Annotated in this window: 18 protein-coding genes and 1 pseudogene; 13 read left to right on the top strand and 6 right to left on the bottom strand. The window is 37.6% G+C overall.

Annotated features, from left to right (window positions below; genetic code table 11):
• Positions 1-149 precede the first annotated feature (149 nt).
• From NBC122_RS02285 to rpoN, 8 genes are all read left to right on the top strand, one after another.
• Positions 150-2,027, top strand: coding sequence for an ABC-F family ATP-binding cassette domain-containing protein (locus tag NBC122_RS02285; RefSeq protein ID WP_133438822.1), 1,878 nt, complete (start codon positions 150-152; stop codon positions 2,025-2,027).
• A gap of 428 nt (positions 2,028-2,455) precedes the next feature.
• Positions 2,456-3,832 carry an APC family permease gene (locus tag NBC122_RS02280; protein ID WP_133438821.1) on the top strand — a complete coding sequence of 459 codons (1,377 nt, stop codon included), beginning with the start codon at positions 2,456-2,458 and terminating at the stop codon, positions 3,830-3,832.
• Between the two features lie 152 nt (positions 3,833-3,984).
• Positions 3,985-6,222, top strand: a complete 2,238-nt coding sequence (locus tag NBC122_RS02275) for a TonB-dependent siderophore receptor (RefSeq protein WP_133438820.1) — start codon at positions 3,985-3,987, stop codon at positions 6,220-6,222.
• 118 nt (positions 6,223-6,340) lie between these two features.
• Positions 6,341-6,859, top strand: coding sequence for a hypothetical protein (locus NBC122_RS02270; RefSeq protein WP_133438819.1), 519 nt, complete (start codon positions 6,341-6,343; stop codon positions 6,857-6,859).
• Between the two features lie 351 nt (positions 6,860-7,210).
• Complete coding sequence (locus tag NBC122_RS02265) at positions 7,211-7,813, top strand: 30S ribosomal protein S16 (RefSeq protein WP_133438818.1); 603 nt, start codon at positions 7,211-7,213, stop codon at positions 7,811-7,813.
• Positions 7,814-7,891: 78 nt separating this feature from the next.
• Positions 7,892-8,434: a ribosome maturation factor RimM gene (rimM, locus tag NBC122_RS02260; protein ID WP_133438817.1), complete on the top strand. Its 543-nt coding sequence runs from the start codon at positions 7,892-7,894 to the stop codon at positions 8,432-8,434.
• Between the two features lie 526 nt (positions 8,435-8,960).
• Positions 8,961-10,406: an asparagine--tRNA ligase gene (gene asnS, locus NBC122_RS02255; protein WP_133438816.1), complete on the top strand. Its 1,446-nt coding sequence runs from the start codon at positions 8,961-8,963 to the stop codon at positions 10,404-10,406.
• A gap of 159 nt (positions 10,407-10,565) precedes the next feature.
• A complete protein-coding gene (gene rpoN, locus NBC122_RS02250; protein ID WP_133438815.1) occupies positions 10,566-12,044 on the top strand; it encodes an RNA polymerase factor sigma-54 in 1,479 nt (492 codons plus the stop codon).
• A 41-nt stretch (positions 12,045-12,085) separates the two neighbouring features.
• Here the strand turns inward: rpoN and NBC122_RS02245 are convergent, their stop codons facing one another.
• The gene (locus NBC122_RS02245; protein WP_133438814.1) at positions 12,086-12,757 is read right to left on the bottom strand and encodes a beta-carotene 15,15'-monooxygenase; all 672 of its coding nucleotides are present in this window, start codon (positions 12,755-12,757) and stop codon (positions 12,086-12,088) included.
• Complete coding sequence (locus tag NBC122_RS02240) at positions 12,750-13,244, bottom strand: RNA polymerase sigma factor (RefSeq protein ID WP_133438813.1); 495 nt, start codon at positions 13,242-13,244, stop codon at positions 12,750-12,752. Before NBC122_RS02240 ends, NBC122_RS02245 begins: the two co-directional genes overlap by 8 nt.
• Positions 13,245-13,382: 138 nt before the next feature.
• On the opposite strand from NBC122_RS02240, the pseudogene lptB reads away from it, so the two are divergent.
• The 5 genes and pseudogenes from lptB to NBC122_RS02215 form a co-directional block, all read left to right on the top strand.
• Positions 13,383-14,108: pseudogene (gene lptB, locus NBC122_RS02235) on the top strand (LPS export ABC transporter ATP-binding protein); the annotation flags it as partial.
• 515 nt (positions 14,109-14,623) lie between these two features.
• The gene (locus tag NBC122_RS02230) at positions 14,624-16,351 is read left to right on the top strand and encodes an ABC transporter ATP-binding protein (protein WP_133441034.1); all 1,728 of its coding nucleotides are present in this window, start codon (positions 14,624-14,626) and stop codon (positions 16,349-16,351) included.
• A gap of 15 nt (positions 16,352-16,366) precedes the next feature.
• On the top strand, positions 16,367-16,939 hold the full coding sequence (locus NBC122_RS02225) for a hypothetical protein (RefSeq protein ID WP_133438811.1): 573 nt from the start codon (positions 16,367-16,369) through the stop codon (positions 16,937-16,939).
• Between the two features lie 16 nt (positions 16,940-16,955).
• Positions 16,956-17,603: an HD domain-containing protein gene (locus NBC122_RS02220; protein WP_133438810.1), complete on the top strand. Its 648-nt coding sequence runs from the start codon at positions 16,956-16,958 to the stop codon at positions 17,601-17,603.
• Between the two features lie 57 nt (positions 17,604-17,660).
• On the top strand, positions 17,661-18,266 hold the full coding sequence (locus NBC122_RS02215) for a hypothetical protein (protein WP_133438809.1): 606 nt from the start codon (positions 17,661-17,663) through the stop codon (positions 18,264-18,266).
• A gap of 58 nt (positions 18,267-18,324) precedes the next feature.
• On the opposite strand, the gene NBC122_RS02210 is transcribed toward NBC122_RS02215, so the two are convergent.
• The 4 genes from NBC122_RS02210 to NBC122_RS02195 all read right to left on the bottom strand — a co-directional run bounded on the left by NBC122_RS02210 (position 18,325) and on the right by NBC122_RS02195 (position 22,967).
• Complete coding sequence (locus NBC122_RS02210) at positions 18,325-18,525, bottom strand: hypothetical protein (RefSeq protein WP_133438808.1); 201 nt, start codon at positions 18,523-18,525, stop codon at positions 18,325-18,327.
• Between the two features lie 333 nt (positions 18,526-18,858).
• Positions 18,859-20,055, bottom strand: a complete 1,197-nt coding sequence (locus tag NBC122_RS02205; RefSeq protein WP_133438807.1) for an efflux RND transporter periplasmic adaptor subunit — start codon at positions 20,053-20,055, stop codon at positions 18,859-18,861.
• A 231-nt stretch (positions 20,056-20,286) separates the two neighbouring features.
• Positions 20,287-21,555 (bottom strand): ABC transporter permease, encoded by a 1,269-nt coding sequence (locus NBC122_RS02200; RefSeq protein WP_133438806.1) that lies wholly within the window; start codon positions 21,553-21,555, stop codon positions 20,287-20,289.
• A 182-nt stretch (positions 21,556-21,737) separates the two neighbouring features.
• Positions 21,738-22,967 (bottom strand): ABC transporter permease, encoded by a 1,230-nt coding sequence (locus NBC122_RS02195; protein WP_133438805.1) that lies wholly within the window; start codon positions 22,965-22,967, stop codon positions 21,738-21,740.
• Between the last annotated feature and the right edge of the window lie 36 nt (positions 22,968-23,003).

Genomic DNA, 23,003 nt, shown 5'->3' with positions numbered 1-23,003 from the left:
CGGTGACTTTAACTAAATTTTAGAAATTAAAAGTGCTCTCTTTTGATTAAAAACAAAGCGCAAAGAAGTCTTTTATCTCTCATCTAAAAATCTCTCATCTAATTTCCGTACTTTTGCACCTTTCAAAAATCACTCAGTCCAAATACATAATGAATTACATTTCAGCCGAAAACCTTACGAAATCTTACGGGGTAAAAACACTTTTCAAAGACATCACTTTCCATATTAATGAAGGTGATAAAATTGCCATCGTTGCCAAAAACGGCTCCGGAAAATCGACTTTGCTCAAAATTTTGATGGGTAAAGAAATCGCCGATTCAGGAACAGTTACCATTAACAAAGATATTCAGGTCGTTTTATTTGATCAGGAAATCGATTTTGAAGGCGAACTGAATGTTGAAGAATTCATGATGACTTTGGATTCTGCGCCGATTATGGCGTTGAAAAATTACCATCACGCTTTGATCTCCGAAAATCCGGATGATATGGATAAAGCGCTGAATGAAATGGAAGTTCACGAAGCCTGGGATTTGGAAAATGAAATGAGCCAGATTCTCAGCCAGTTAAAAATCACGGATTTGACTTCGAAAATGAAAACCCTTTCCGGTGGTCAAATTAAAAGAGTTGCCCTGGCAAAACTTCTGGTAGAAACGCGCGCGCAGCACCGCCATACTTTATTGATTATGGATGAGCCGACCAACCACCTGGATGTGGATATGGTGGAATGGCTGGAGAATTATCTCTCAAAAGCGATGGTGACTTTACTTCTGGTAACGCACGACCGGTATTTCCTGGATGCGGTTTGTGATATTATTTGGGAAATTGAAGATTTTAATATGTATGTTCATAACGGGAGTTACGGAACGTATCTGGAGAATAAAATCATCCGCGAAGACAATATGAATTCTACGATCGACAAAGCACAAAACCTTTACAGAAAGGAATTGGAGTGGATGCGCCGTCAGCCAAAAGCGAGAACGACGAAATCTAAATCACGCCAAAGCGATTTTTACGAAACCGAAAAAGTAGCGAAAACCGACACCAGAAAAGAAAAACTCGAGCTTGATTTTGAGATGAAACGGCTCGGAACAAAAATTCTTGAATTACATGATATCGGCAAAAGTTACGGTGATAATTTATTGCTGAAAGATTTCTCTTACCAATTTCAACGAGGGGAAAAAGTGGGGATCGTTGGAAAAAACGGAGCCGGAAAATCGACGCTTTTAAATATTATTCAAGGTTTGGAACCTTATGATTCCGGGTCTATTGAAACCGGTGAAACCATTAAATTCGGTTATTTTTCGCAAAAAGGTTTAAAGTATAAAGAAGATCAAAGAGTGATCGACTTTATTAAAGATATTTCAGAAAATTTCCCGTTGGCAAACGGACGGACGATTTCTGCCTCGCAGTTTTTACGTTTGTTTTTATTTGACGACCAAACGCAGTATTCGCCGATTTCTAAACTTTCTGGTGGTGAAAAAAGACGCCTGCATTTGATGTATGTCTTGTATCAGAATCCGAACTTCCTGATTTTCGATGAGCCGACCAATGATTTGGATTTACCAACTTTGACGGTTTTAGAGAATTTCCTGTTGCAATTTCAGGGAAGTCTAATAATTGTTTCTCACGACAGGTATTTTATGGACCGTATTGTAGATCACGTTCTGGCTTTTGAAGGCGACGGAATCATCAAAGATTTTGTGGGTAATTTCTCAGAATATCGTGAAAAGAAATCTCAGGAACAGAACAAAAAAGTTGTTGCTCCGGTGGTTGAAACTCCTAAAAAAATAGAGACTGTGGTTTCATCGCCAACAGTGGTCACCAGGAAATTATCATTCAAAGAGCAGCAGGAGCTAAAAGAGATTGATAAAGAAATCCCCAAGTTAGAAAAACAGAGGGCAGAAATTCTGGAGAAATTAAATAACGAAACAGATTACGGAAAAATCGCGGTCTATTCGAAAGATTTAGAAACCATTGCAGAGAAGCTTCAGGCTTTAGAAATGCGTTGGTTGGAACTTCAGGATTAATTACTTGGATTAGTAAAGATTTTAAATCATCAAAAGGAATGGGTTTTTGCCCATTCCTTTTTTTGGGTAATAAGCGCCACGACTGCACGAGTTTTTCATTTCAAATTGCTTCAGTTTATTTAAAATTCGCGGATTTTTTACAAACAGTAATAACATGTTGCAAAGAAATTCGTGAATTTGTGGCAAAAAAATAATACGGAAAAATCGCGGACTATTTGAAAGAAGAAGCCACGAATGCACGAGTTTTTCTTTATAAATGGATAAAGTTAATCTTAGATTCGCGGTTTTTTTAAGGCAGTAAAAAGCATTTTGTAAAGAAATTCGTGAATTTGTGGCAAAAAAAAAAATAATACTTTTTTTCGGGATCTTGTGCTTTTTATTTAATAACTAAAAAGCTTTTGCTTTCTTTGTGTTAAATTTTTATAAAAATGAGCAACGACCAAAAACTGGAAGCCAAATACGGATTGTTTACCGCCATTTCGATGGTGATTGGCCAAGTGATTGGTTCCGGCATTTTCTTTAAAGTAGACGATGTTTTATTGGCAGCACAGGGAAATGTTTTGGCCGGGCTTTTAGGTTTTATCATTGTGGGAGTCAGCGTGGTGTTCGCGGGAATTTCAATGGCGAATTATGCAGAACTTTTACCGAAAGATGGGGGGATTCTGAATTACGTGAACTACAGATTCGGCGAAACGGCAAGTTATTTTGTGGGTTGGATGTACATGAGTTTGTTTTATCCTGCCCTTACAGCCGTTCTATTCACCGTTTCAGGAATTTATATCGCGCATTTACTGGCAGAGTTCATGAGTTTTGAACCTACGCCTCTGCATTTTGCGCTGATAGGTTTTGTTAATTTAGTCATCTTCTTTTTTATTAATATTTTCCGACCGAAAAGCAGTGGAGTTTTTCAGCAGATGACCACGGTGTTGAAAGTTTTGCCTTTAATATTTATTGCTTCCCTTGGAATTTTAAGTTTATTTAAAGGAGAGGTAAGCGAAGTGAATACCTTTACTCAGGTTGGAAGTGGTTTGCAAAATCAATCGTTTATTCTTTTGGTGGCGGCGAGCTTCATTCCTATTTCATTTGCATTTGACGGTTGGTATATTGCCACGCAGATTTCTGGGGAAATTAAAAATTCAAGGAAAAATCTGCCGAAAGCTTTAATTATTGGAACCATTTCGGTGATGGTGATTTATATCGCTTATTATTTGGGAATTGTTTTCCGGATGAGTGGCGATGAAATTATTCAGTTAAAAGACACTTATATCACAGAGTTTGCACGGAAAACTGCGTCGAATTCTGGGGCGATATTAATGCAGCTTTTCATTATTATTTCTGTTTTAGGAACTTCTAATGGTTTGCTTTTAGCGACAATTCGCGTTCCTTATCAATTTGCAAATTTAGAAAAGTCGAAGAAATTTCTAAATTTAAATAAAGTGAATGAGAAAACGAAAATGCCTGTTAACAGTGCAGTTTTTGGAACATTAATTATTGTTTTTTACCTCTTCGTCTATTATATTAACAACACGCATCCTTATTTTACGGAGAGCAACTTTGATCTTTCTGCCATTCCTATTATTTTTATTTATTTGGTAAATGGGGCTTTATTTCTGGGTTTATTTCAATTATTTAACAAGAAAGTCTTCACTACAAATTCCTTCTTAAAAAAAATCATCACCATTATTGCTGTTTTAGGAAATGCAGTGGTGCTGTTCGGGACAGCAACCGCGCCGAATGGACTCACGTATTTCGTTATCAATATAGTGTTCGTTCTCGCAGGGTTTCTGCTAATGAGACGAACATGATAAAAATCACGGTCTTTAATTTTACTCATTTTCAGTGATTTAAGCATTTGTCATAAAGTTTATTTAGAATAATTACAAATAGCCTTGTCTAATAGTAAACTGTTTTTTACTTTTGCGCTGTTATTTTAATTCAGTCTAAATAAAAACGTCTTATGAAAAAACAGATTATTTCACTTGGAGCTTTAATGATTGTCGCGACACTAAGTGCGCAGATGAAATTTGACCCAATAAGCGATACCATCAGAATTCAACAGATAGAAGATATCAACCTGCACAAAACAGGGAATCCAAATAAAGCAAGACCAATGTCGTCGAAATCCAATTTGACGATGATGGAAAACCCACAACCCGTGGCAATTGTTACCCATGAAATTATTGAGCAGCAACAGGCAAAACAGCTGAGCGATGTTCTTCAGAATGTGAATGGATTGTACATTACTTCTTCCAGAGGGAATTCTCAGGACAGTTTTGGCGGACGGGGATTTAATTTCGGGAACGATAATATTTTCAAAAATGGAGCCCGGGTAAACAGCGGTGTTTTTCCTGAAGTTTCGGGGTTGGAAAGAGTAGAGGTATTGAAAGGTGGAAACGCCATGTTGTACGGGAATGTCGCAGCGGGCGGCGTAGTCAATTTAATTACGAAAAAACCGAGATTCGATTTTGGCGGAAGTGTCGGATTGAGTGCCGGAAGCTGGAATACTTATAAACCTACTGTCGATTTTTACGGGCCGTTAAATGATAAAGTTGCTTTCAGAGTCAATGGTGCTTATGAAACGGCTGACAGTTTTAGAGATGTGGTTTCTTCTTCAAAATATTATTTCAATCCTTCTTTTTTATTTAATATTGGAGAAAATTCTCAGTTGATTGTAGAAGCAGATTATCTGAAAAATGATTTTACACCGGATTTCGGAGTGGGTTCTATTATCAGTAAAGATGATTCTTACTCCTTAAACACTTTATTGCCAAGAAATGCATTTGTTGGTGCCGACTGGCAATTTCAAAATGTACAGCAGGCCACAACGGGAATAACTTTTAATCACCAGTTTAATGATGTCTGGACTTTAAACGCGGCGGCTTCCTATCAGAATTATACGAAAGATTATTTTTCAACAGAAAGAGTGCAGTGGAGTTACGATGCGGCAGACCGATTGAACTGGAAAAGACCGTTGAACAGAACTTATAATGAACAGAATTATACTTCATTACAAGTGAATCTTAATGGTGAAGTAAAAACCGGAAGGGTTACGCACAAAATTTTGGTGGGTACCGATGGAGACTACGGGATGGCTGATTCTTATACTTATCTTGATCCCAAAAACGGAAAAACTTTCGGAACCTCTTATTTATACGGAACCAATGGTGCGGCAAACGGTACTGTTTATTTAGATGATCCTGCAACCTGGACTTCAGGAGCGATGCCAGACGCCATCAAAAAGGACAGAAACAGAATTCCAACCCAAAGATTCGGAATTTATGCTCAGGATTATATTGAACTTTCAGATCAATTTAAAGTTTTGGCCGGTTTAAGATGGTCATACATTGAAAATAAAGAATCTGAGAAAGTGAATTTTGCCGATGGAAAAATTACTGCCGGCCCAGGAACTGTGGATAGGGCTTTTTCTCCAAAAGCAGGTTTGGTTTATATGCCGAATAATAACTTATCACTTTTTGCAACGTATACCAATTCCTTCTCCGCCAATACGGGACGGGATATCAATGGGAATTCTCTGAAACCTTCATTAATCGACCAGTTTGAAGTGGGAATGAAACATAATTTCTGGAATAACGCAGTCGCTTTAAATCTTTCCGTTTATCAGATTGAAAATAGAAATTTCTATCAAACTGCAGATTATAAAGCAGATGGAACTGTAAATTCGGATACAGCAATTAAAGAATTCGCGGGGAAAATGCGTAGTCAGGGTGTAGAATTAGATATTACAGGAAATCCTTATCCGAACTTGTCAATAATCGCGGGAGCATCTTACAACCATTCAGTTTATCTGGATACGCCCGCAGATTTCGGATATGTTGAAAACCAGCGGCTCGTGAGAACGCCTGCTACCACAGCAAACGCATCCGTTTTCTATACCTTTAATCAGTATGTGAGAGGATTAAAATTAGGCGCAAGTGTTTACTTCGTAGGAGACAGACTTGCCGGCTGGAATGATACAAAAGCCACCAATGATGCAAGAGACGGCGTTTCCAGATTATTCAAAGTGGATGATTATGTCACCGCATCTTTATCTGCCGGATATGACTGGAAGAAGTTTTCCATCATGGGAAAAGTTGGAAATCTGTTTGACACCGTGAATTACAATGTGCACGAAAATTACTCGGTAAACCCGATTACGCCAAGAAATTTCTACGTGACTTTAACTTATAAGCTCTAATTAAAAAAAACATTCATATCATCTTAAATTCATAGCAACAGCGGTGGGGATTTCGGTTTCCACTTCTGTTATTTAAAAGTAAAAAAACAAAAAAACAAAAAAACAAAAACAGAAAACTATGGCAGCAATTAAGGACACCAAGTCATTCATGCGGATCACACACCGTTATCTAGGTTATTTCGCAGCGGGGATTATGGCTGTATATTCCATCAGTGGAGTATTGTTAATTTACCGTGATACCAATTTCCTGAAAAAAGAAAATAAAACCGAAATCGTATTGAAACCCAATATGACGGAAAAAGAACTCGCGAAGGAAATCAAAATGAAAAATATTGAGTTCCAGCCAGGCGAAGGTGATCTTAAAATTTTTGAACAGGGAACTTATAATCTCAAAAGCGGTGAGGCGAAATATACTAAAATGCAGTTGCCGATCGTGTTGGAGAAATTTAATCAGTTGCATAAATCAACCTCCACACACCGTTATGCTTCTTTGAATACGGTTTTTGGACTTGTCTTGTTTTTCTTTGTGATCTCCTCATTCTGGATGTTTAATTTCAAATCAAAAGCCTTCCGAAGAGGAATGATCTACGCCGGAATTGGGTTTATTCTGGCTTTGATTATGGTATTCTTTCAGTAGAGAATTAAAAGTACACGAAGTATAAATTTAATAATGAAATGTTCTGAAGAGAAAAGAATTGTCTTCTTTGATCTTACAGTTAAATTGCATTTTACTATTTTTTCTAAGGGTGTAAATCTCAGTTTAGAACCTAAATTTCTTTCGAAACGTCCTTCATAGTCCTGATTGCAGCGGCATCCTTTTATGGAGCTTGAGCGGAATAAAAGATACAGCGGAAAGCAGGTTCCCGACTCCTGAAAAAAAAGATTCTTAGGCTGTAATTATTTAAATATTAGGACTGGTGAATGAGAATATTTCATTATCTTTGCAACCTTAATTAATCGGGACGAGTTCCCACAAATTCAAACATTTATGTCAGTAAAAATTAGATTACAGAGACACGGTAAAAAAGGAAAACCTTTTTATCACATCGTAGTTGCCGATGCAAGAGCAAGTAGAGATGGTAAATTCATCGAAAAAATTGGTACTTACAATCCAATCACCAATCCAGCGGTAATTGAACTTAATGTAGATGCAGCAGTAAAATGGTTAGGGAACGGAGCGCAACCTACCGATACGGCTCGTGCAATCCTTTCTTACAAAGGGGTGCTTTACAAAAGACACTTGCAGGGTGGAGTAGCGAAAGGTGCTTTCGATCAGGCTGAAGCTGATAAAAAGTTCGCAGCGTGGTTAGAAGAAAAAGAGCAAAAAGTTGTTGGTAAAAAAGACGGTTTGGCAAAATCTAAAGAAGATGCTAAAAAAGCAGCTTTAGAAGCTGAAGCGAAAGTAAACCAAGATAGATTAGCTGCTGCACAGAAATTAGTTGACGACGCAAAAGCTGAAGCTGATGCTAAAATCGCTGAAGCAAAAGCAGCTGAAGAAGCGGCTAATGCACCAGTTGTAGAAGAAGCAGCTCCGGAAGTTACTGAAGAACCAACTGCAGAAGCAGAAGGAACTGAAGAAACTCAGGCTTAATAAAATTTCTTACTTTAAGAATTATGGAGACGTCATTTTTGACGTCTCTGTTATTTTAAAACACTTTATATTTGTACCATGAAAAAAGAAGATTGCTATTTTTTAGGAAAAATTACCCGAAGACACGGATTACACGGAAATGTATTCCTGAAATTAGATACAGACCAGCCTGAAATGTACTCTAAATTAGACACCGTATTTGTAGATATCAACGGATTATTGGTGCCTTTTTTTATTGCCAGACAGTCTTGGAGCAAAGGCGAAACGCTGATTGTTTCTTTCAAAAATTCTACCGAAGCACTCGTGGATCAGGTGGTGGGTAAAGATGTTTATCTTCCGCTTTCCGGTTTGCCGAAATTGACAGGTAACAAATTTTATTACCACGAAGTTATAGGTTTTGAAATCCGCGAAGAAGACGGTAAATCCTGCGGTATTATCGAGTCGGTCAATGACCAAACCGGTCAGCATTATTTCGTGCTTACTTTAGCGGGGAAACAAATCGTTATTCCGATTATCAAAGACTGGATTATTGAATTAAACCGCGAAGAGAAGTTTCTGAAAATGTCTTTGCCAGAAGGTTTGATGGATGTTTTCCTGGTGCCGTCTAAGAAAGACGAGTAAATCTTATTTTTTATGTCTTCGAAAGTTAATTCTTTAATTTTTTTTGGCGACAATTTCCGCCTGAGTTTATCCTGAGTTTGTCGAAGGATTCCCGCTTTTTTGCCCCCACTGCGTTGCCCAAAAGGAGCTCCACTCAAGTCGGTTCGCAACTGGGATTTCAAAATAAATTTCATTGCTTATCAGTTAGGTTGCTAATTCGATATTTTGGGAGGTTATATTAAAACTGATTTCATTATATTTATGATGCATTTCCCATCAATGAAAGTAGAAAATTGAAGAAATTACAGATGTAATTTCTCTAAAAAAACAAGATTATCTTCGGAAATATAATAATCCAATCGAGCTTGATAAAGCAATCTTATATCCAGCCCAATGAATTTAAACGCTTTTTAACAAGCGTTTTTTTTATGATAATTTTTGCCTAAGAGCAAATTTTACGCCAATTTTTAGTAAGTTTGCATCTATAGGATTATGGAATGCTGAATCTAGCCGGTTCGCAGGACACATTAAAATTGAATACTTACGAATGAGAACGACTATTAAAGAATTATTAGGAGATTATAAAAAACTGATTCATCATGACATCACCGTGCAGGGCTGGGTAAGAGCATTCCGCTCCAACCGGTTTATCGCTTTGAATGACGGTTCCACGATCAACAATTTACAGGTGGTTGTCGACTTTGAACAGTTTGATGAAAACATTCTTAAAAACATCAGCAACGCGGCTTCATTGAAAATTGTCGGTGAGGTTGTAGAAAGTCAGGGAGCGGGACAAAATATCGAAATCATTGCTAAAAAGATTATCATCTTAGGAGATAACTTTACCGAAGAAAGAGACAAAACAATCCTTCAGCCAAAGAAACATTCATTGGAAGTTTTGCGTGAACAGGCGCATTTGCGTTTCCGTACGAACTTATTCAGTGCGGTTTTCAGAGTGAGAAGTTCGGTGAGTTTTGCGATTCATCAGTTCTTTAATCAGAACCAGTTTTTCTATATGAACACGCCGATTATTACCGGTGCAGATGCAGAAGGAGCCGGAGAAATGTTTGGCGTTACCAATTTCGATCTGAATGAAATTCCACGTGATGAAAACGGTGCGGTCGATTTCGCACAGGATTTTTTCGGCAAGAAAACCAATTTAACGGTTTCCGGTCAGTTAAGTGTAGAAACGGCCATGATGGGCTTGGGAAGAGTGTATACTTTCGGACCAACTTTCCGTGCAGAAAATTCAAACACTACGCGTCACCTTGCAGAATTCTGGATGGTAGAACCTGAAGTTGCTTTTAATAATTTAGAAGATAATATCGATCTTGCAGAAGATTTCTTAAAATACGTCATTAATTATGTTTTGGAAAATTGCAAAGATGATCTGGAGTTTTTAGACAAAAGATTTGCAGAAGAACAAAAACAAAAGCCTGAGAAAGACAGAGCTTCCGAAGGATTAATCGAGAAACTGCAAAACGTAATTCAGAAAAGATTCAAACGGGTTTCTTATACCGAAGCGATTGATATCCTGAAAAATTCCAAAGAAAATAAAAAAGGTAAATTCCAGTTTCCTATTGATGAATGGGGCGCAGATTTGCAAAGTGAGCACGAACGTTTCCTGGTAGAAAAGCATTTTGAAAGTCCTGTCGTTTTGTTTGATTATCCGAAAGATATCAAAGCGTTTTACATGAAACTGAATGAAGACGGCAAAACTGTTGCAGCGATGGATGTTTTATTCCCGGGCATTGGTGAGATCATCGGAGGTTCTCAGCGAGAAGATAAATTCGATGTATTGAAAGCCAAAATGAAAGACATGAATGTAGATGAGGAGGAACTTTGGTGGTATCTGGATACCAGAAAATTCGGTTCTGTGCCGCACGCAGGTTTCGGATTGGGATTAGAAAGACTGGTACTTTTCGTAACGGGAATGACCAACATCAGAGATGTAATTCCTTTCCCAAGAACGCCTAATAGTGCAGAGTTTTAAGGAAATTTTTTTAATTTTATCTTTAAAATAGATGTTATTATGCTTTTAAAAATTCGCCAATAGTGATATTGAGGAATTCGATGAAGCATTAACACGAGACTCAAGATGAAATTTAAGCATATCATAAAAAGAAAAACAGATAAATAAAAGCACAAAAATATGTTGAAACAAAATCTTCAAATGAGACTCGGCCAGAAATTGGCCCCGCAACAAATTCAGTTGATGAAGTTGATTCAACTTCACACGCTGGAATTTGAAGAAGAATTAGAGCGCGAGCTCGAAGAGAATCCTGCTTTGGAAAAGGTGCAGGAAGAAAATAAAGAAGAGGACTATGCTTCGCTCGATGAGAAATTTGAAGATGAAGGCAATGAAAGTATCGACACCGATTTCGATGTGAATGACTATATTTTCGATGACGAACCGGCCTACAAATCATCCGCTAATAATTATTCTGCTGACGATGAAGAGTTTGATAATCAATCCCTTTTAACGGAAGGTGAATCTTTGTACGATTACCTTTTAGAGCAAATCCGTTTGGCAAATGTAGATGGTGATGATTTGAAAATTGCAGAATATATCATCGGAAACCTCGATAACGACGGCTATCTTCGTAGAGAAGTAAAGCAGTTGGTAGATGATTTGGCCTTTTCACAAGGTTTGATTACAACTACAGAAAGAGTAACTGAAATTTTAGAAAATTACGTTCAGAAATTAGATCCACCGGGAGTGGGAGCCAGAGGTTTACAGGAATGCCTTCTCCTGCAGATTGAGAAAAAAGTAAGTGCAGATAAAGCTGTAATTTTAGCGGGGAATATCCTGAGAAATCAGTTTGATGCATTAACCAATAAGCATTACAATAAGATTATCCAGAAATACGATATTGAAGAAGACGATCTAAAAGCTGCTTTGGAAGTGATTTCAAAATTGTCTCCGAAAGTGGGCGGGAACTATGATACGCAGACCATTACCATTAATAATGAAATTATTCCGGATTTTTTAATTACCGTTAAAGATAACGGACCGCGAGGCGTGGACGTTATTCCTTCTTTGAACAGTAAAAACGCTCCGTCTTTGAGGGTTTCAGATGAGTACAAAGATATTTTAACCACCTATTCCCACGATAAAAAATCGGCGGAACATAAGCAGGCAGCGCTTTTTATTAAACAGAAATTAGATGCCGCGAAATGGTATATTGATGCGATTAATCAGCGCCAGAATACTTTACTGCAAACGATTTCTGCCATCGTTCAGTTACAGAAAGAATATTTCATTACTGCGGATGATAAGTCACTGAAACCGATGATTCTGAAAGATGTGGCAGATATTACAGGTTTCGATATTTCTACAATTTCCCGTGTGGTAAAAAGCAAATACGCCGATACACCGAATGGAATCGTTTATTTAAAAAGTCTCTTTTCAGATTCGTTGACGAATGATGACGGTGAAGAAGTTTCTACCAAAGAAATCAAAACCCATCTGATGGAAGTGATCGAAAATGAGAACAAAAGAAAACCTCATACAGATGATGCACTGGTTGGCCTTTTGAAAGAAAAAGGATATAATATCGCCAGACGTACGATTGCAAAATACCGTGAGCAGCTGAATATTCCGGTAGCGCGGTTGAGAAAAGAACTGTAAAATTTCACAATAAAGAACAGGAAAAGAAGAGGAGATTTTTATTAATTCTCCTCTTCTATGTTTTGCAGCTGCTTCAGGTTTTTCCCTAGTCTTCGGAGGATGAATCCGTAAACGATGCGGTAATAGATCCAGATTAAAACAACGCTGATTCCCATGGTTAGGATTAATCCTGTGATAAAACCAGTTAATGTAGGATTTGTTAATTCAACATTTTGTTCAACCAAAACAGTTATCGTGAATACTCCTAAAATTAGCGTAAATAAGATTACCAAGCCGATATTGGCAACGATAAACAGTTGAACCGTTTTTTTGAATTTAATAATCTGGAGAATCAGTTTTTTAAGATTCGATTCGATTTTTATTTTTCGGTAATTTTGATAGAATAAATACACGAAAATTCCTGTGAGAGCTAAACTGACCATTTTTAAAACAAAATAAAGATGCGATATTGTTGTTTCAAAACCCTCAGAATGATCGATTCCTAATTTGCCCAAAACGCTCATTAAATCCGAGGTGTCGTCTCCCAAAAAAGAATAGTACATGTTGGCCAAAAGAATAATGATAAATTCAGCTAAACTGATCCAGAGGATATATTTCACATAATTACGGGACGATTTATTCAGCATCGATTCTATATCTTTGCTGTCATATTTTGGCCGGACAGGTTCCTGTTGCCATGTTTTTTTGAAATTATCTAAATCAAATTCAGGCATGTTTTTCCATTAGTTGTTTTAAAGTTTTTTTCAACCGATTCATCTTTACCCTTGCATTCACTTCTGTAATCCCTAAGTTTCCTGCAATGTCGCGGTAGGGCAAATCATCCAGATACATGGTTACGATTGCCCGTTCTACCGTTGGCAGCATTTTGATGACTTTATAAAGGGTCGAAATGTGCTGTTGTTTTTCATCGTCAATTTCCACAAAATCGCTGTGGTGATAATCCATCAGTTCATCGGTTTGCGGGGACTTTGTTTTTTTTCTGAAAAGCGTGATGGCGGTATTCAGAGCCACGCGGTACATCCAGGTAGAGATTTTCGACTGTCCTTTGAATGAGTCGTAAGAACGCCATAGTTGTAACACGATTTCCTGAAAAAGATCCTGCTCATCTTCCAAAGTATTAGTGTAAAGCCGGGAAACCTTGATAATCAAACCTTGATTATCCTTAATTAGTTTCGCAAATTCCTTTTCTTTGGCACTCAAATCTGATGATTTTTCTAAAAAGCGAAGATAATTTTTTTAAATTGAAAATTAAAGAAATTCAGAGACAAACATTCAATTATCGGTTTCAGCGGCTGAGGTTTTCACCCAATCTTGCATCTAATTTATTATATTTGCTCCATGATTCTACGCGGAGAAAATTTAATTAAAGAATACGGCCCGAAAAAAGTGGTAAAAGGGGTTTCTGTCGAAGTCCGGCAAGGTGAAATCGTAGGGCTTCTCGGTCCCAACGGAGCCGGGAAAACCACCAGTTTTTATATGATCGTGGGTTTGGTAAAACCAACTTCTGGTAAAATTTTCCTGGACAATAAAGAAATTACCAGCGATGCAATGTACCGCAGGGCTCAAAAAGGAATTGGTTATCTGGCGCAGGAAGCATCGATTTTTAGAAAACTTTCGGTAGAAGATAATATCTTGGGCGTTCTGCAGTTGACCAAACTTTCAAAGCGGGAGCAACAAATCAAATGCGACGAACTCATCGAAGAGTTTTCTTTGCAGCATGTTCGCAAAAACCGTGGTGATCTTTTATCCGGTGGTGAAAGAAGAAGAACGGAAATCGCCCGTTGTCTGGCGACCAACCCGAATTTTATTTTACTCGATGAACCTTTTGCGGGCGTAGACCCGATTGCCGTGGAAGATATCCAGAAAATTGTGAGAAGTTTGGTGGATAAAAATATCGGCATTTTAATTACAGATCACAACGTACAGCAGACTTTAGCGATTACGCATAAAACCTATATTATGTTTGAAGGAAGAATTTTGAAAGAAGGACTTCCGCATGATTTGGCCAATGATCCACAGGTTCGGGATGCTTATCTTGGCGAAAACTTCGTCTATCAGGATATTTTAAATAAACCGAAGAAAAAATCTTTTGTCTATAATATCTGGGCCGGAAATTTTGATTCAAAAAATCAGTTTCAACATTTTGTAGATGAAAATTTTCAGAATACCGATAATCTGCGGTTGATGTACGGTTTTGAAGACATCAGTTTTGCATCGTTAGCGAATTCTGAAATTGAACATATCTTTAATGAAGTGGTAGACAAAAATTCTAATAATTCTTTTCTTTTTCAAAAGAAAGAAATCAACAGCAATTATTCTTTGGAAGAAGCAGAATCAAATTCAAAACTGGTCAGCAAACCCGAATTGCATTATTTGACCAGTTTCACTTTTGAATTGTAAAGGATTGTTTTTTCTTTTTTATCGCTTTCATTTTTATCAATTGATCGTGGTCGGTTTTTTGTAAGTTAGAATATTTCCAATTTTTTCTATTTTAAACGATGCCCAAACCATTCAACAGAACGATTACGCTTTATAATATTTATCAGCAGTTGGTTCCTTTCATCAAACCTTACCGGCTGATGATGTACGGCACTTTATTTCTGACATTTATCGGTGCCCTGATGGCGCAGGTGAATCCTTTGGTTTTAAAATATACCGTTGACGAAGTCACCAAACTTTCGCTGCTTCCAAATCCGATGGACGAAGGAATTCATGTTTTGGTTATCATATCCGCCATTTTACTTGGGAAAGAAATCATGAATATTTTCATTCAGTTTGGCCAGAAATTCTACGGGGAAAAAATCAGAATTAACACAAGTTCGGTTCTTGCCCAAACAGCCATTGACAAAATATTGACTTACAGCGTTGCCTTTTATAATGATGAAAACCACGAATCCGGAAAACTTCAACAAAGAATTGATCGTGGAATTGAAAGTTTAACCAAATTGGTTCAGAATTTCTTTATCGATATTTTGCCCATGTTCTCCAATGCGCTGATTGCGTTGGTGATTATGTATATGCAAAATGTATATGTAGGTTTAGTTTCTACGATTGTGGTTCCTGTTTATTTTGTGATAAGTTCTTTACAGGCAAAAAAATTATCAGGTGTCCGCCGGCAGTTGCGCAATCAGCGGGAGCAAAAAACTTCCGGACTTTTAAATCTGATCAATTCGATTATGGTGATCAAGAGTTTCGTTCGTGAAAAGTTTGAAGGAAAAAAACAGTACGATTTGCAGATGCAGTTGATGGACAGCCAGATGTTTACCCGAAGAACCAATTTTATTTATGACGGTTTAAAAACTTTTATCGAGCAGATCGGGGTCGTTTTAATTATTCTGCTGACTGTTTATCTGGTACTCGATCAGCAGATGACCATCGGGGCGATTATGCTGCATATTCTTTTATTTAATAATGTTTCTGCGCCCATTCGGCAGCTTCACCGGATTTATGATGATATGAATGATGCGATGATTTATGCGGAAGGATATTTCGATATTTTGAATGCAGAAGACGAAACCGAACCGAACGGAACTTTCATTGAAGAAAATATCAAAGGAAAATTTCAGTTACAGAATGTCGATTTCACTTATCCTAACGGAACGAAAGCTCTGCATAATGTTTCTATGACCATAGAAAATGGAAAAACTACGGCGCTGGTCGGTTTGAGTGGTGCCGGGAAATCAACGGTCATAAATCTTTTGTGCAAATTTTATTTTCCGGATTCGGGACATATTTTTTTGGATGAGGTGGATTTAAATGATTTCAATAATACTTCATTACGAAACGATATCGGTTTGGTTTTGCAGAAGAACCATATTTTTCAGGGAAGTATTGAAGACAATATTCGGTACGGAAATATGAACGCCACTTTTGAAGAAATAGAAACTGCTGCCAAAAAAGCGTATCTCCACGATCAGATCGTCGATTTACCGCAACAGTATAATCACGATGCAACACAGCTGTCGGGTGGGCAGCAGCAGCGTATTGCCATTGCCAGACTGTTTCTGAAAGATCCGCCGATCATTTTTCTCGACGAGCCAACTGCAAGTCTGGATGCGGTCGCTACGGAACAGATAAAAAATTCGCTGGATGCCATTAAAGAAGGCAGAACCGTCGTTATTATTTCACATTCTTTATCGCAGATTTTAGATTCGGACTGTATTTATGTCATGAAAAAAGGACAGGTTGTAGAAAGTGGAACGCACGACGAACTCATCAGTCTTCACGGCTCCTATAGGGAAATTTTTGATGCTTCTGCACGGAGTCTTAACCTTGATAAACTCATCAGTTCCTTTAAAGAAAATTAATTTTAAAATTTAAAAATGAAAAAATATATTGTCATCATTCTTCCATTATTCGCATGGACTTCCTGCTCGAAAATCGAAGAAACAATCACTGAAACCATTAATAAAACAACAGAAAGTGTTAAACAAAAAGCACAAAATGCAGTTCATGAAACCGTCAGTAATTCTATAAATTCGATGACCGGTGCGGAGAATGCCCAGTTTCAGGAAGTATTTCCTCAGGGAGATCGCGCCATGATTTCGGATTTTAAAGGAAAGAAATTCAGTTTTCCGAACGGATCGCCCGCTTATTTTTTTAAGTATAAAGCTGATAAAGAACTGTTGATTCCTTTTTTGGAGCAACAGGAAACTTCAAGCGAAGAGAAATCTGATCAAGTGGTCAAAAAAATTGATGGTAAAAGTTTCATTGATAAACTGAGTTTTGTAGAGAAATTTCTACCCGCAAATACCATCGATATGACTTTTTTAGAAGATCTGAAAAATGATAAAAGCATTGAATATTACAAACTGAAAAGATTCCCGAACAGCAGCACGCTTATTTATAATCCTAAAAGTAAACAGGTTTTTCAGTTTGTAGAAGTTTCCCAATAATTTTAAAAAAAGAAGAATGTCCCAAAATTTAATTCAGAATACGGTTGCTTTTGTTAAAGAAAAATTAGAAGGTGCCGAAGCAGGTCACGATTGGTTTCATATCGAAAGAGTTTGGAAATTATCGCAAAAAATTGCTGCTGCAGAAACCTGTAATCTGGAAGTTGTTGAACTTTCTGCTTTGCTTCATGATATTGCAGATCCGAAATTTCACGACGGGGATGAAACTTTGGCGCTGAAAATATCCCGCGAATTTCTGGAAGGTCAAAATGTTTCGGCTGAAATAATCGAACCGGTTTTATTCATTATTAAAAATATTTCCTTTAAAAACAGAGAAGAGATGCCGGATATTTTGCCCGTCGAATTGCAAATTGTTCAGGATGCCGACCGCATTGATGCCATTGGCGCTATTGGAATTGCAAGGACTTTTAATTATGGTGGCTTTAAAAATAATATAATGTATCATCCGGATATCCATCCAAAACTGGATATGACGAAAGAAGATTATAAAAAATCGAACGGAACCACCATCAATCATTTTTATGAGAAATTGTTGCTGTTAAAAGATTTGATGAATACCGGCACCGGAAAAAAAATAGCGGAAGAACGACATGATTTTATGCTGAATTTCCTGGAACAGTTCTACCGGGAATGGAATGTAGACTAAGATGCTGCACTTTTAAATTTTCGACGGGTACTTGTTAATTTTATTTATCTTTACGCCATGTTTTATTTGTTTTTTCTGCTTGCAGTATTGCTTTCCTTTGGCTTGTTTTTTTCGGTGATTAAAACCGGCAGGTTCAGTATTTGGGCGAAGGCTTTTCGAATGACAGTTGTCGGGATTGCCATCATTGTTTTCTCTTATTATTTCATTCAGAAAAGTGTAGATCACTTTGTAAAGGATTCTATGACCGTTCAGGTGGTCAACAAATTGCCTTTCCCTCTGGACTTTTATATTATCAAAGTAAACAACCATGCTGATCCCGATTTGCGGTACGAAACCAGACACGTCGGAAATATCAGAAACAATTATTATAGAATCGATTATTTGAAAATGGATTCCTCCGATCAGTATTGGATTGCCGCCTATATGGGAAAGAAAAATATGGTTTATTTCTCCCAGCATTCAGTGCCAAATAAAAATGAAGATCAGATTATTGAGGTTCAAAATTATATTGTTCAGAGTTCTAAGTTGGCAGAAATTGCAAAAACGCATATAGAACAACTCAAATTCGACAATATCAAAACAGCGATCTGGATGACTTTAGGATTGCTTCTTTTATTCTTAAACCTGGGATTATTGCTCAGAAAAGCCAAATCAAAAATATAGTCCCTTATTTTGTAAAAAAAACAGGGACTATAAATCGATAATTTGGAAAAAAATAGTTTTAAATAAAGAGTTTTGCGAAAATTAGTAATATAGCAAATTCTACTTTTTCATATAAAGATATTTTCTTTTTTTTCTTTACAAAGAATTTTTTATCTGATCTTAAATGCGAATTTGGTTTTGAAGAAATTCCCATTTCTCTGCCCAAAGAATTACAGGCAGCATTAAAGCAGTCGTCGATATCGTAATTAAAGGTTTTCATAACTGTAATTTATTTACATTTCATTTGCGGTCAAATAAAATGTTCTGTTTTTCTTAAAGCAAAGATGAACATAATGTGGGCCGAACTATTGGGGGAAACCACCTAAGTTGAAGAGAGACAACACCCTTTTTTTTATAGGTCTTTTATCGAAAGAATAATTAAAAATTGTTATGAAAATTTTTATCAGGAAAATATCGTTCCTATTTATTCATTAAATAATCTTACCTATTTTTTTTTATTTAAAAATATTAAAACAACTTTCCGGACAAATCCAGAATAAAAAAAAATCCCGGAAATTTCCGGGATTATCTGTTATAGAACTAAGATTGTTGTTTATTTACCTTTCTTTTCCTTCAAAGCTTCTTTGTCTTTATCAGACGGATTCCAGACTTTTACTTCAGCATCTTTGTTGATGCCGGATAAGATCTGAACATTTATTCCATCGCTTGCGCCGAGTTTTACATTTACTTTTTTAAATTTTCCGTCAGGCTGTTTCACTTCTACAAAAGAATTGTCTTTGCCGTTCACTTTATCATATTGAATTAAAGATTCATCCAAAAGCAAAGCGTTTTTCTGCGAACTCAGTATAATTTCGCCGTTTGCTGAAAATCCCGCGCGGATATATTCATTGGTTTTATTAAAAACATCGGCTTCAATGGGAAATTTAATCGTTCCGTTTTCCTCTTTTCCTTTCGGTGCAATCATCGTTACGCGTCCCGGGAAAGATTTGTTTTGCAAAGCACCAATTACCACGTTCATCTCCAAACCTTCTTTTAATTTTCCGGCTTGTGCTTCATCAATCGTGCCCTGGAAAATGAGAGAATTCAAATCTGCAATCGAGCAAATCGTACTTCCGGCATTAAAGGAGTTGGCTTCGATGACCTGGCTGCCGACTTTTACAGGAACTTCCAATACGGTTCCGTTGGCTTTAGATCTGATTTGTGTCGTTGCCAGACCTGCCAATTCCGGCGTCGCTCCGGTTTTTGCGATTTGCAGGTTTTTCAGGGCAGTCTGTCTTTGCTGCTGCGCATTTTTCAACACCTGCTGTGTCGACTGCAGCTGCTGCTGAGCCGAAATATATTCCTGTTTAGAAATCACCCCTTGGGAATACAGCCTTTCCTGCATGGCAAACTGCTTTTGTTGCTGCGACACATTCACCTGAGCATTGTTGATCTGCAGATTCGCATTATTAATTTCCTGTTGCGCTGCGTTCACATTTTGTATACTCGGGACGATTCTTATCGTTGCAACCAGCTGTCCGGCGGTTACTTTGTCACCTTCCGTCACCAGGATTTTATCGATAATTCCAGAGATATTCGGTTTGATTTCAATTTCTTCCCGCGGTACAATTTTTCCGGTCGCCATTACCTTGTCGTCCATATTTTGAACAAATGGTTTCTTGGTTAGGAATGCCTCGCTTTCTTTGGTGTTCGACGAAATCAGATAGCTAATTCCCGAAATCAATGCCACCGCGAAAACTAATCCTAAGAGGATATAAATTGCTTTTTTTAAAGTGAACTTCTTTTTCATATACTTCGTTTATTTTTTAATATTTTTTTGGGCGACTGTTTCCGTCCTCCATTCCCGCTTTTTTGTTCGTCGTGCCTCCTCGCAAAAAGAGCTTCATTCAGGCCGGGTCGCGATTTCGTTTTATTTACAAAATCAGGTGATTATCCGGTATTAATTAGTTTTAAACTGAAAGCTTTGTAGTACAAAACCCAATCACCCAATTACCCAATTACCCAATTACTCAAAAACTCCCTACTCCGACCTCAGTGCTTCAATCGGTCGGATCTTCACCGCTCTTTGTGCCGGAATCATTCCGACAATTAAACCTAAAATAACCATAATTGCCATCGCGCCGAAAACCTGTCCATAATTCACCGTCGGATTATAAAAAGGAAAAGAATCCTGGCCTTTGGTCACCGCATTGAGAATCATCAGCAGAAAAATGCCCAGCATAAATCCCAAAAGTCCTGATGATAAAGTAATCACCACGCTTTCTAACAGAATTTGATTTCGCACTTCTGCCGGTTTTGCGCCCAAAGCACGACGGATACCGATTTCTTTCGTTCTTTCTTTTACTGTAATTAATAGGATGTTCGAAATGGCAATTACGCCGGCTAAAATGGTTAAAGTGCCCACCGTAATGGTCAGCAGCTGCATACCTGTAAGAAAGCCGGTCAGTTTGGCAAATTCTTTTCCGAGGTTAAAGCTTCCGAAAGCGTTGGTGTCTTCCGGCGAGACATTGTATTTTTTTTTGAGTTCAGCTTTTACCTGATCTTCAACAATTTTCAAATCTGCATTTGGTTTGCTTACAATCGCGAAGAATCCCACTTTGTCGCCATTGTTATACATTTTAGAAAACGTCGTAAAAGGAATAAAAGCGGATTGGTCATTTTCCATACCTCCTCCTTTTTTTACCCGGAAAACACCGATGACGTTAAAGAATATACCTTTTATATTAACTGACTGTCCGATAGGGTTTTCATTTTTTTTGGCATCGAAAAAGTTTTTATAGATTTCTTCACCAATGACGGCTACATTTTTATTTCCGGAGATGTCGGCATCGTTAATATACCTTCCGAAGATGAGTTTTTTTTCAGAAATTTTATTTCCTACCGGAAAATCACCGGTTAATGTGTAAGTTGCATTTTTTCCGTTTCTGGAAAAAGCTTCACCCGGGGTGCCGAAGTTTCCACGGGTACTTTGAGGGGAAATATAATCAATGGCCGGAATTTTTTGGGGAAGCAAATCAAGATCGCTTAAATGCAGATCCATTTTTCTGCCTTTCGGAAATCCATCATAAGGAATCGAGGTATTCTGTGCCCACAGGAAAATAGAGTTGGTTGCAAAGCCTGAAAACACTTTATCAAAGCCATTTTCCATCCCTTTCGCCGCACCCAGAAGAGCAACAAAAAGAAACATTCCCCAGCCCACGCCAATCATGGTTAGAAACGTTCGAAGCTTATTATTCTTCAGGGAATAATAAATTTCTTGCCAGGTATCTATTTTGAAAATGATGTTCATATAAAAAACTTTGTTTTTTGGTCAATCTGTTCCAGTTAATTTCGGCTTCGCCGGTCAATTTATTCGGGTCAATTTTTATGGTGGATTTCTTTGGAGGAATTATTAACAGCTAATTTCACTATTCACTATTCACTATTCACTATTCACTATTCAAAATTCCCATTGACATTAAAGCTAATTACTTATTCGCTTCTCAACGCTTCAATCGGTTTAATTCTACTGGCCCGATAGGCAGGTACAAATCCTGCGATCAGCCCTGAAATGACTAAACTGATAAAGGCCACGATCACTAACCCCCAACCAACAGAGGGATCTACTATGAAATATTTTTCTAAACTGTCGCCGATTAAATGCAAAGTGAGAATTCCCAGACCAACACCTATCAAACCGGAAATTACAGTGATGACAATGCTTTCCTGCATAATCAAACTGACGATACTGCTTGGTTTGGCTCCGATGGCTTTTCTAACCCCTATTTCCTGCGTTCTTTCTTTAACAATATAAACCATGATATTGCTGATTCCAATAATTCCGGCGAGGAGTGTTCCCATACCAATAAAACCAACAATGAGCGTAATGATGAATAAAAACTGAAAAGTTTGACCCATATTTTTAGCATTATTTCTTACAACAACACCATTCTCGTCATCGGGAGAAACTTTATGTTTGGCTTTTAATTCTTTTTCCAGTTGTTCACCATATTTAATGGCCTGGTCTGGAGTAAGGTTGGTATTGTAAGTCAGGAAAATAGTGCTTACGGTATCTGAACCTTTTTTCAGTTGCTGCAGCGTGGTGATGGGAATGGTGATCATTCGTTCGTCGAAATCGCCTCCGTCATCAGAAAAAACACCCACGATTTTAAATATGCTGCCATTAATATCTAAGTCTTTTCCAATGGGACTTCCGTTTTTTATTAAATCGCGCTGAACCATTCTGCCAATCACGGCAACATTCTGTTTGCGGTTTAGATCCAAAGGGTTGAGGTACCGGCCTTCAGTCACTTTACGGTTTTCGATGATAATCTCATCAGGATTCGCGCCACTGATCTGATAATTCCCGCTTTCTTTACCGTATTTCACAGTCATGTTTGCGGAATATCTTGGCGTTGCACTTTCTAATCTTTCTGGTTGCTCGGTGGTGATTTTCTCGTAATCATCATTTTTAAGAATGATTTGCCGGTCAGATTGTAAACCGCCGTAAGCGATGGTTGTTTTTCTGGTGAAAATAGTGATCAGGTTGGTTGCGTCCCGGGCAAAACCTTTGGTAAAGGCGTTTTGCAAACCGGTTCCAATGCCAAAAAGGACGATGAAAATATATAAACCCAGGGCGACCGTAAACCCGGAAAGCACCGTTCGCAATATGTTACTGCGAATCGATTCGAATATTTCTCTCCAGCGGTCAAGATCAAACATAATTTTTAACTCTAATTTTATTTCTTAAATTCACTA

This window comes from Chryseobacterium salivictor (assembly GCF_004359195.1).
In the GTDB taxonomy this organism is placed as follows: domain Bacteria; phylum Bacteroidota; class Bacteroidia; order Flavobacteriales; family Weeksellaceae; genus Kaistella; species Kaistella salivictor.
This window is presented reverse-complemented; position numbering and strand designations above follow the sequence as displayed.

What these genes read in the sequence shown, in the direction of transcription:
- NBC122_RS02285 (WP_133438822.1), top strand. Translation starts at nt 150, where the DNA reads ATGAATTACATTTCAGCCGAAAACCTTACGAAATCTTACGGGGTAAAA.
- NBC122_RS02280 (WP_133438821.1), top strand. Translation starts at nt 2,456, where the DNA reads ATGAGCAACGACCAAAAACTGGAAGCCAAATACGGATTGTTTACCGCC.
- NBC122_RS02275 (WP_133438820.1), top strand. Translation starts at nt 3,985, where the DNA reads ATGAAAAAACAGATTATTTCACTTGGAGCTTTAATGATTGTCGCGACA.
- NBC122_RS02270 (WP_133438819.1), top strand. Translation starts at nt 6,341, where the DNA reads ATGGCAGCAATTAAGGACACCAAGTCATTCATGCGGATCACACACCGT.
- NBC122_RS02265 (WP_133438818.1), top strand. Translation starts at nt 7,211, where the DNA reads ATGTCAGTAAAAATTAGATTACAGAGACACGGTAAAAAAGGAAAACCT.
- rimM (WP_133438817.1), top strand. Translation starts at nt 7,892, where the DNA reads ATGAAAAAAGAAGATTGCTATTTTTTAGGAAAAATTACCCGAAGACAC.
- asnS (WP_133438816.1), top strand. Translation starts at nt 8,961, where the DNA reads ATGAGAACGACTATTAAAGAATTATTAGGAGATTATAAAAAACTGATT.
- rpoN (WP_133438815.1), top strand. Translation starts at nt 10,566, where the DNA reads ATGTTGAAACAAAATCTTCAAATGAGACTCGGCCAGAAATTGGCCCCG.
- NBC122_RS02245 (WP_133438814.1), bottom strand. Translation starts at nt 12,757, where the DNA reads ATGCCTGAATTTGATTTAGATAATTTCAAAAAAACATGGCAACAGGAA.
- NBC122_RS02230 (WP_133441034.1), top strand. Translation starts at nt 14,624, where the DNA reads ATGATGTACGGCACTTTATTTCTGACATTTATCGGTGCCCTGATGGCG.
- NBC122_RS02225 (WP_133438811.1), top strand. Translation starts at nt 16,367, where the DNA reads ATGAAAAAATATATTGTCATCATTCTTCCATTATTCGCATGGACTTCC.
- NBC122_RS02220 (WP_133438810.1), top strand. Translation starts at nt 16,956, where the DNA reads ATGTCCCAAAATTTAATTCAGAATACGGTTGCTTTTGTTAAAGAAAAA.
- NBC122_RS02215 (WP_133438809.1), top strand. Translation starts at nt 17,661, where the DNA reads ATGTTTTATTTGTTTTTTCTGCTTGCAGTATTGCTTTCCTTTGGCTTG.
- NBC122_RS02210 (WP_133438808.1), bottom strand. Translation starts at nt 18,525, where the DNA reads ATGAAAACCTTTAATTACGATATCGACGACTGCTTTAATGCTGCCTGT.
- NBC122_RS02205 (WP_133438807.1), bottom strand. Translation starts at nt 20,055, where the DNA reads ATGAAAAAGAAGTTCACTTTAAAAAAAGCAATTTATATCCTCTTAGGA.
- NBC122_RS02200 (WP_133438806.1), bottom strand. Translation starts at nt 21,555, where the DNA reads ATGAACATCATTTTCAAAATAGATACCTGGCAAGAAATTTATTATTCC.
- NBC122_RS02195 (WP_133438805.1), bottom strand. Translation starts at nt 22,967, where the DNA reads ATGTTTGATCTTGACCGCTGGAGAGAAATATTCGAATCGATTCGCAGT.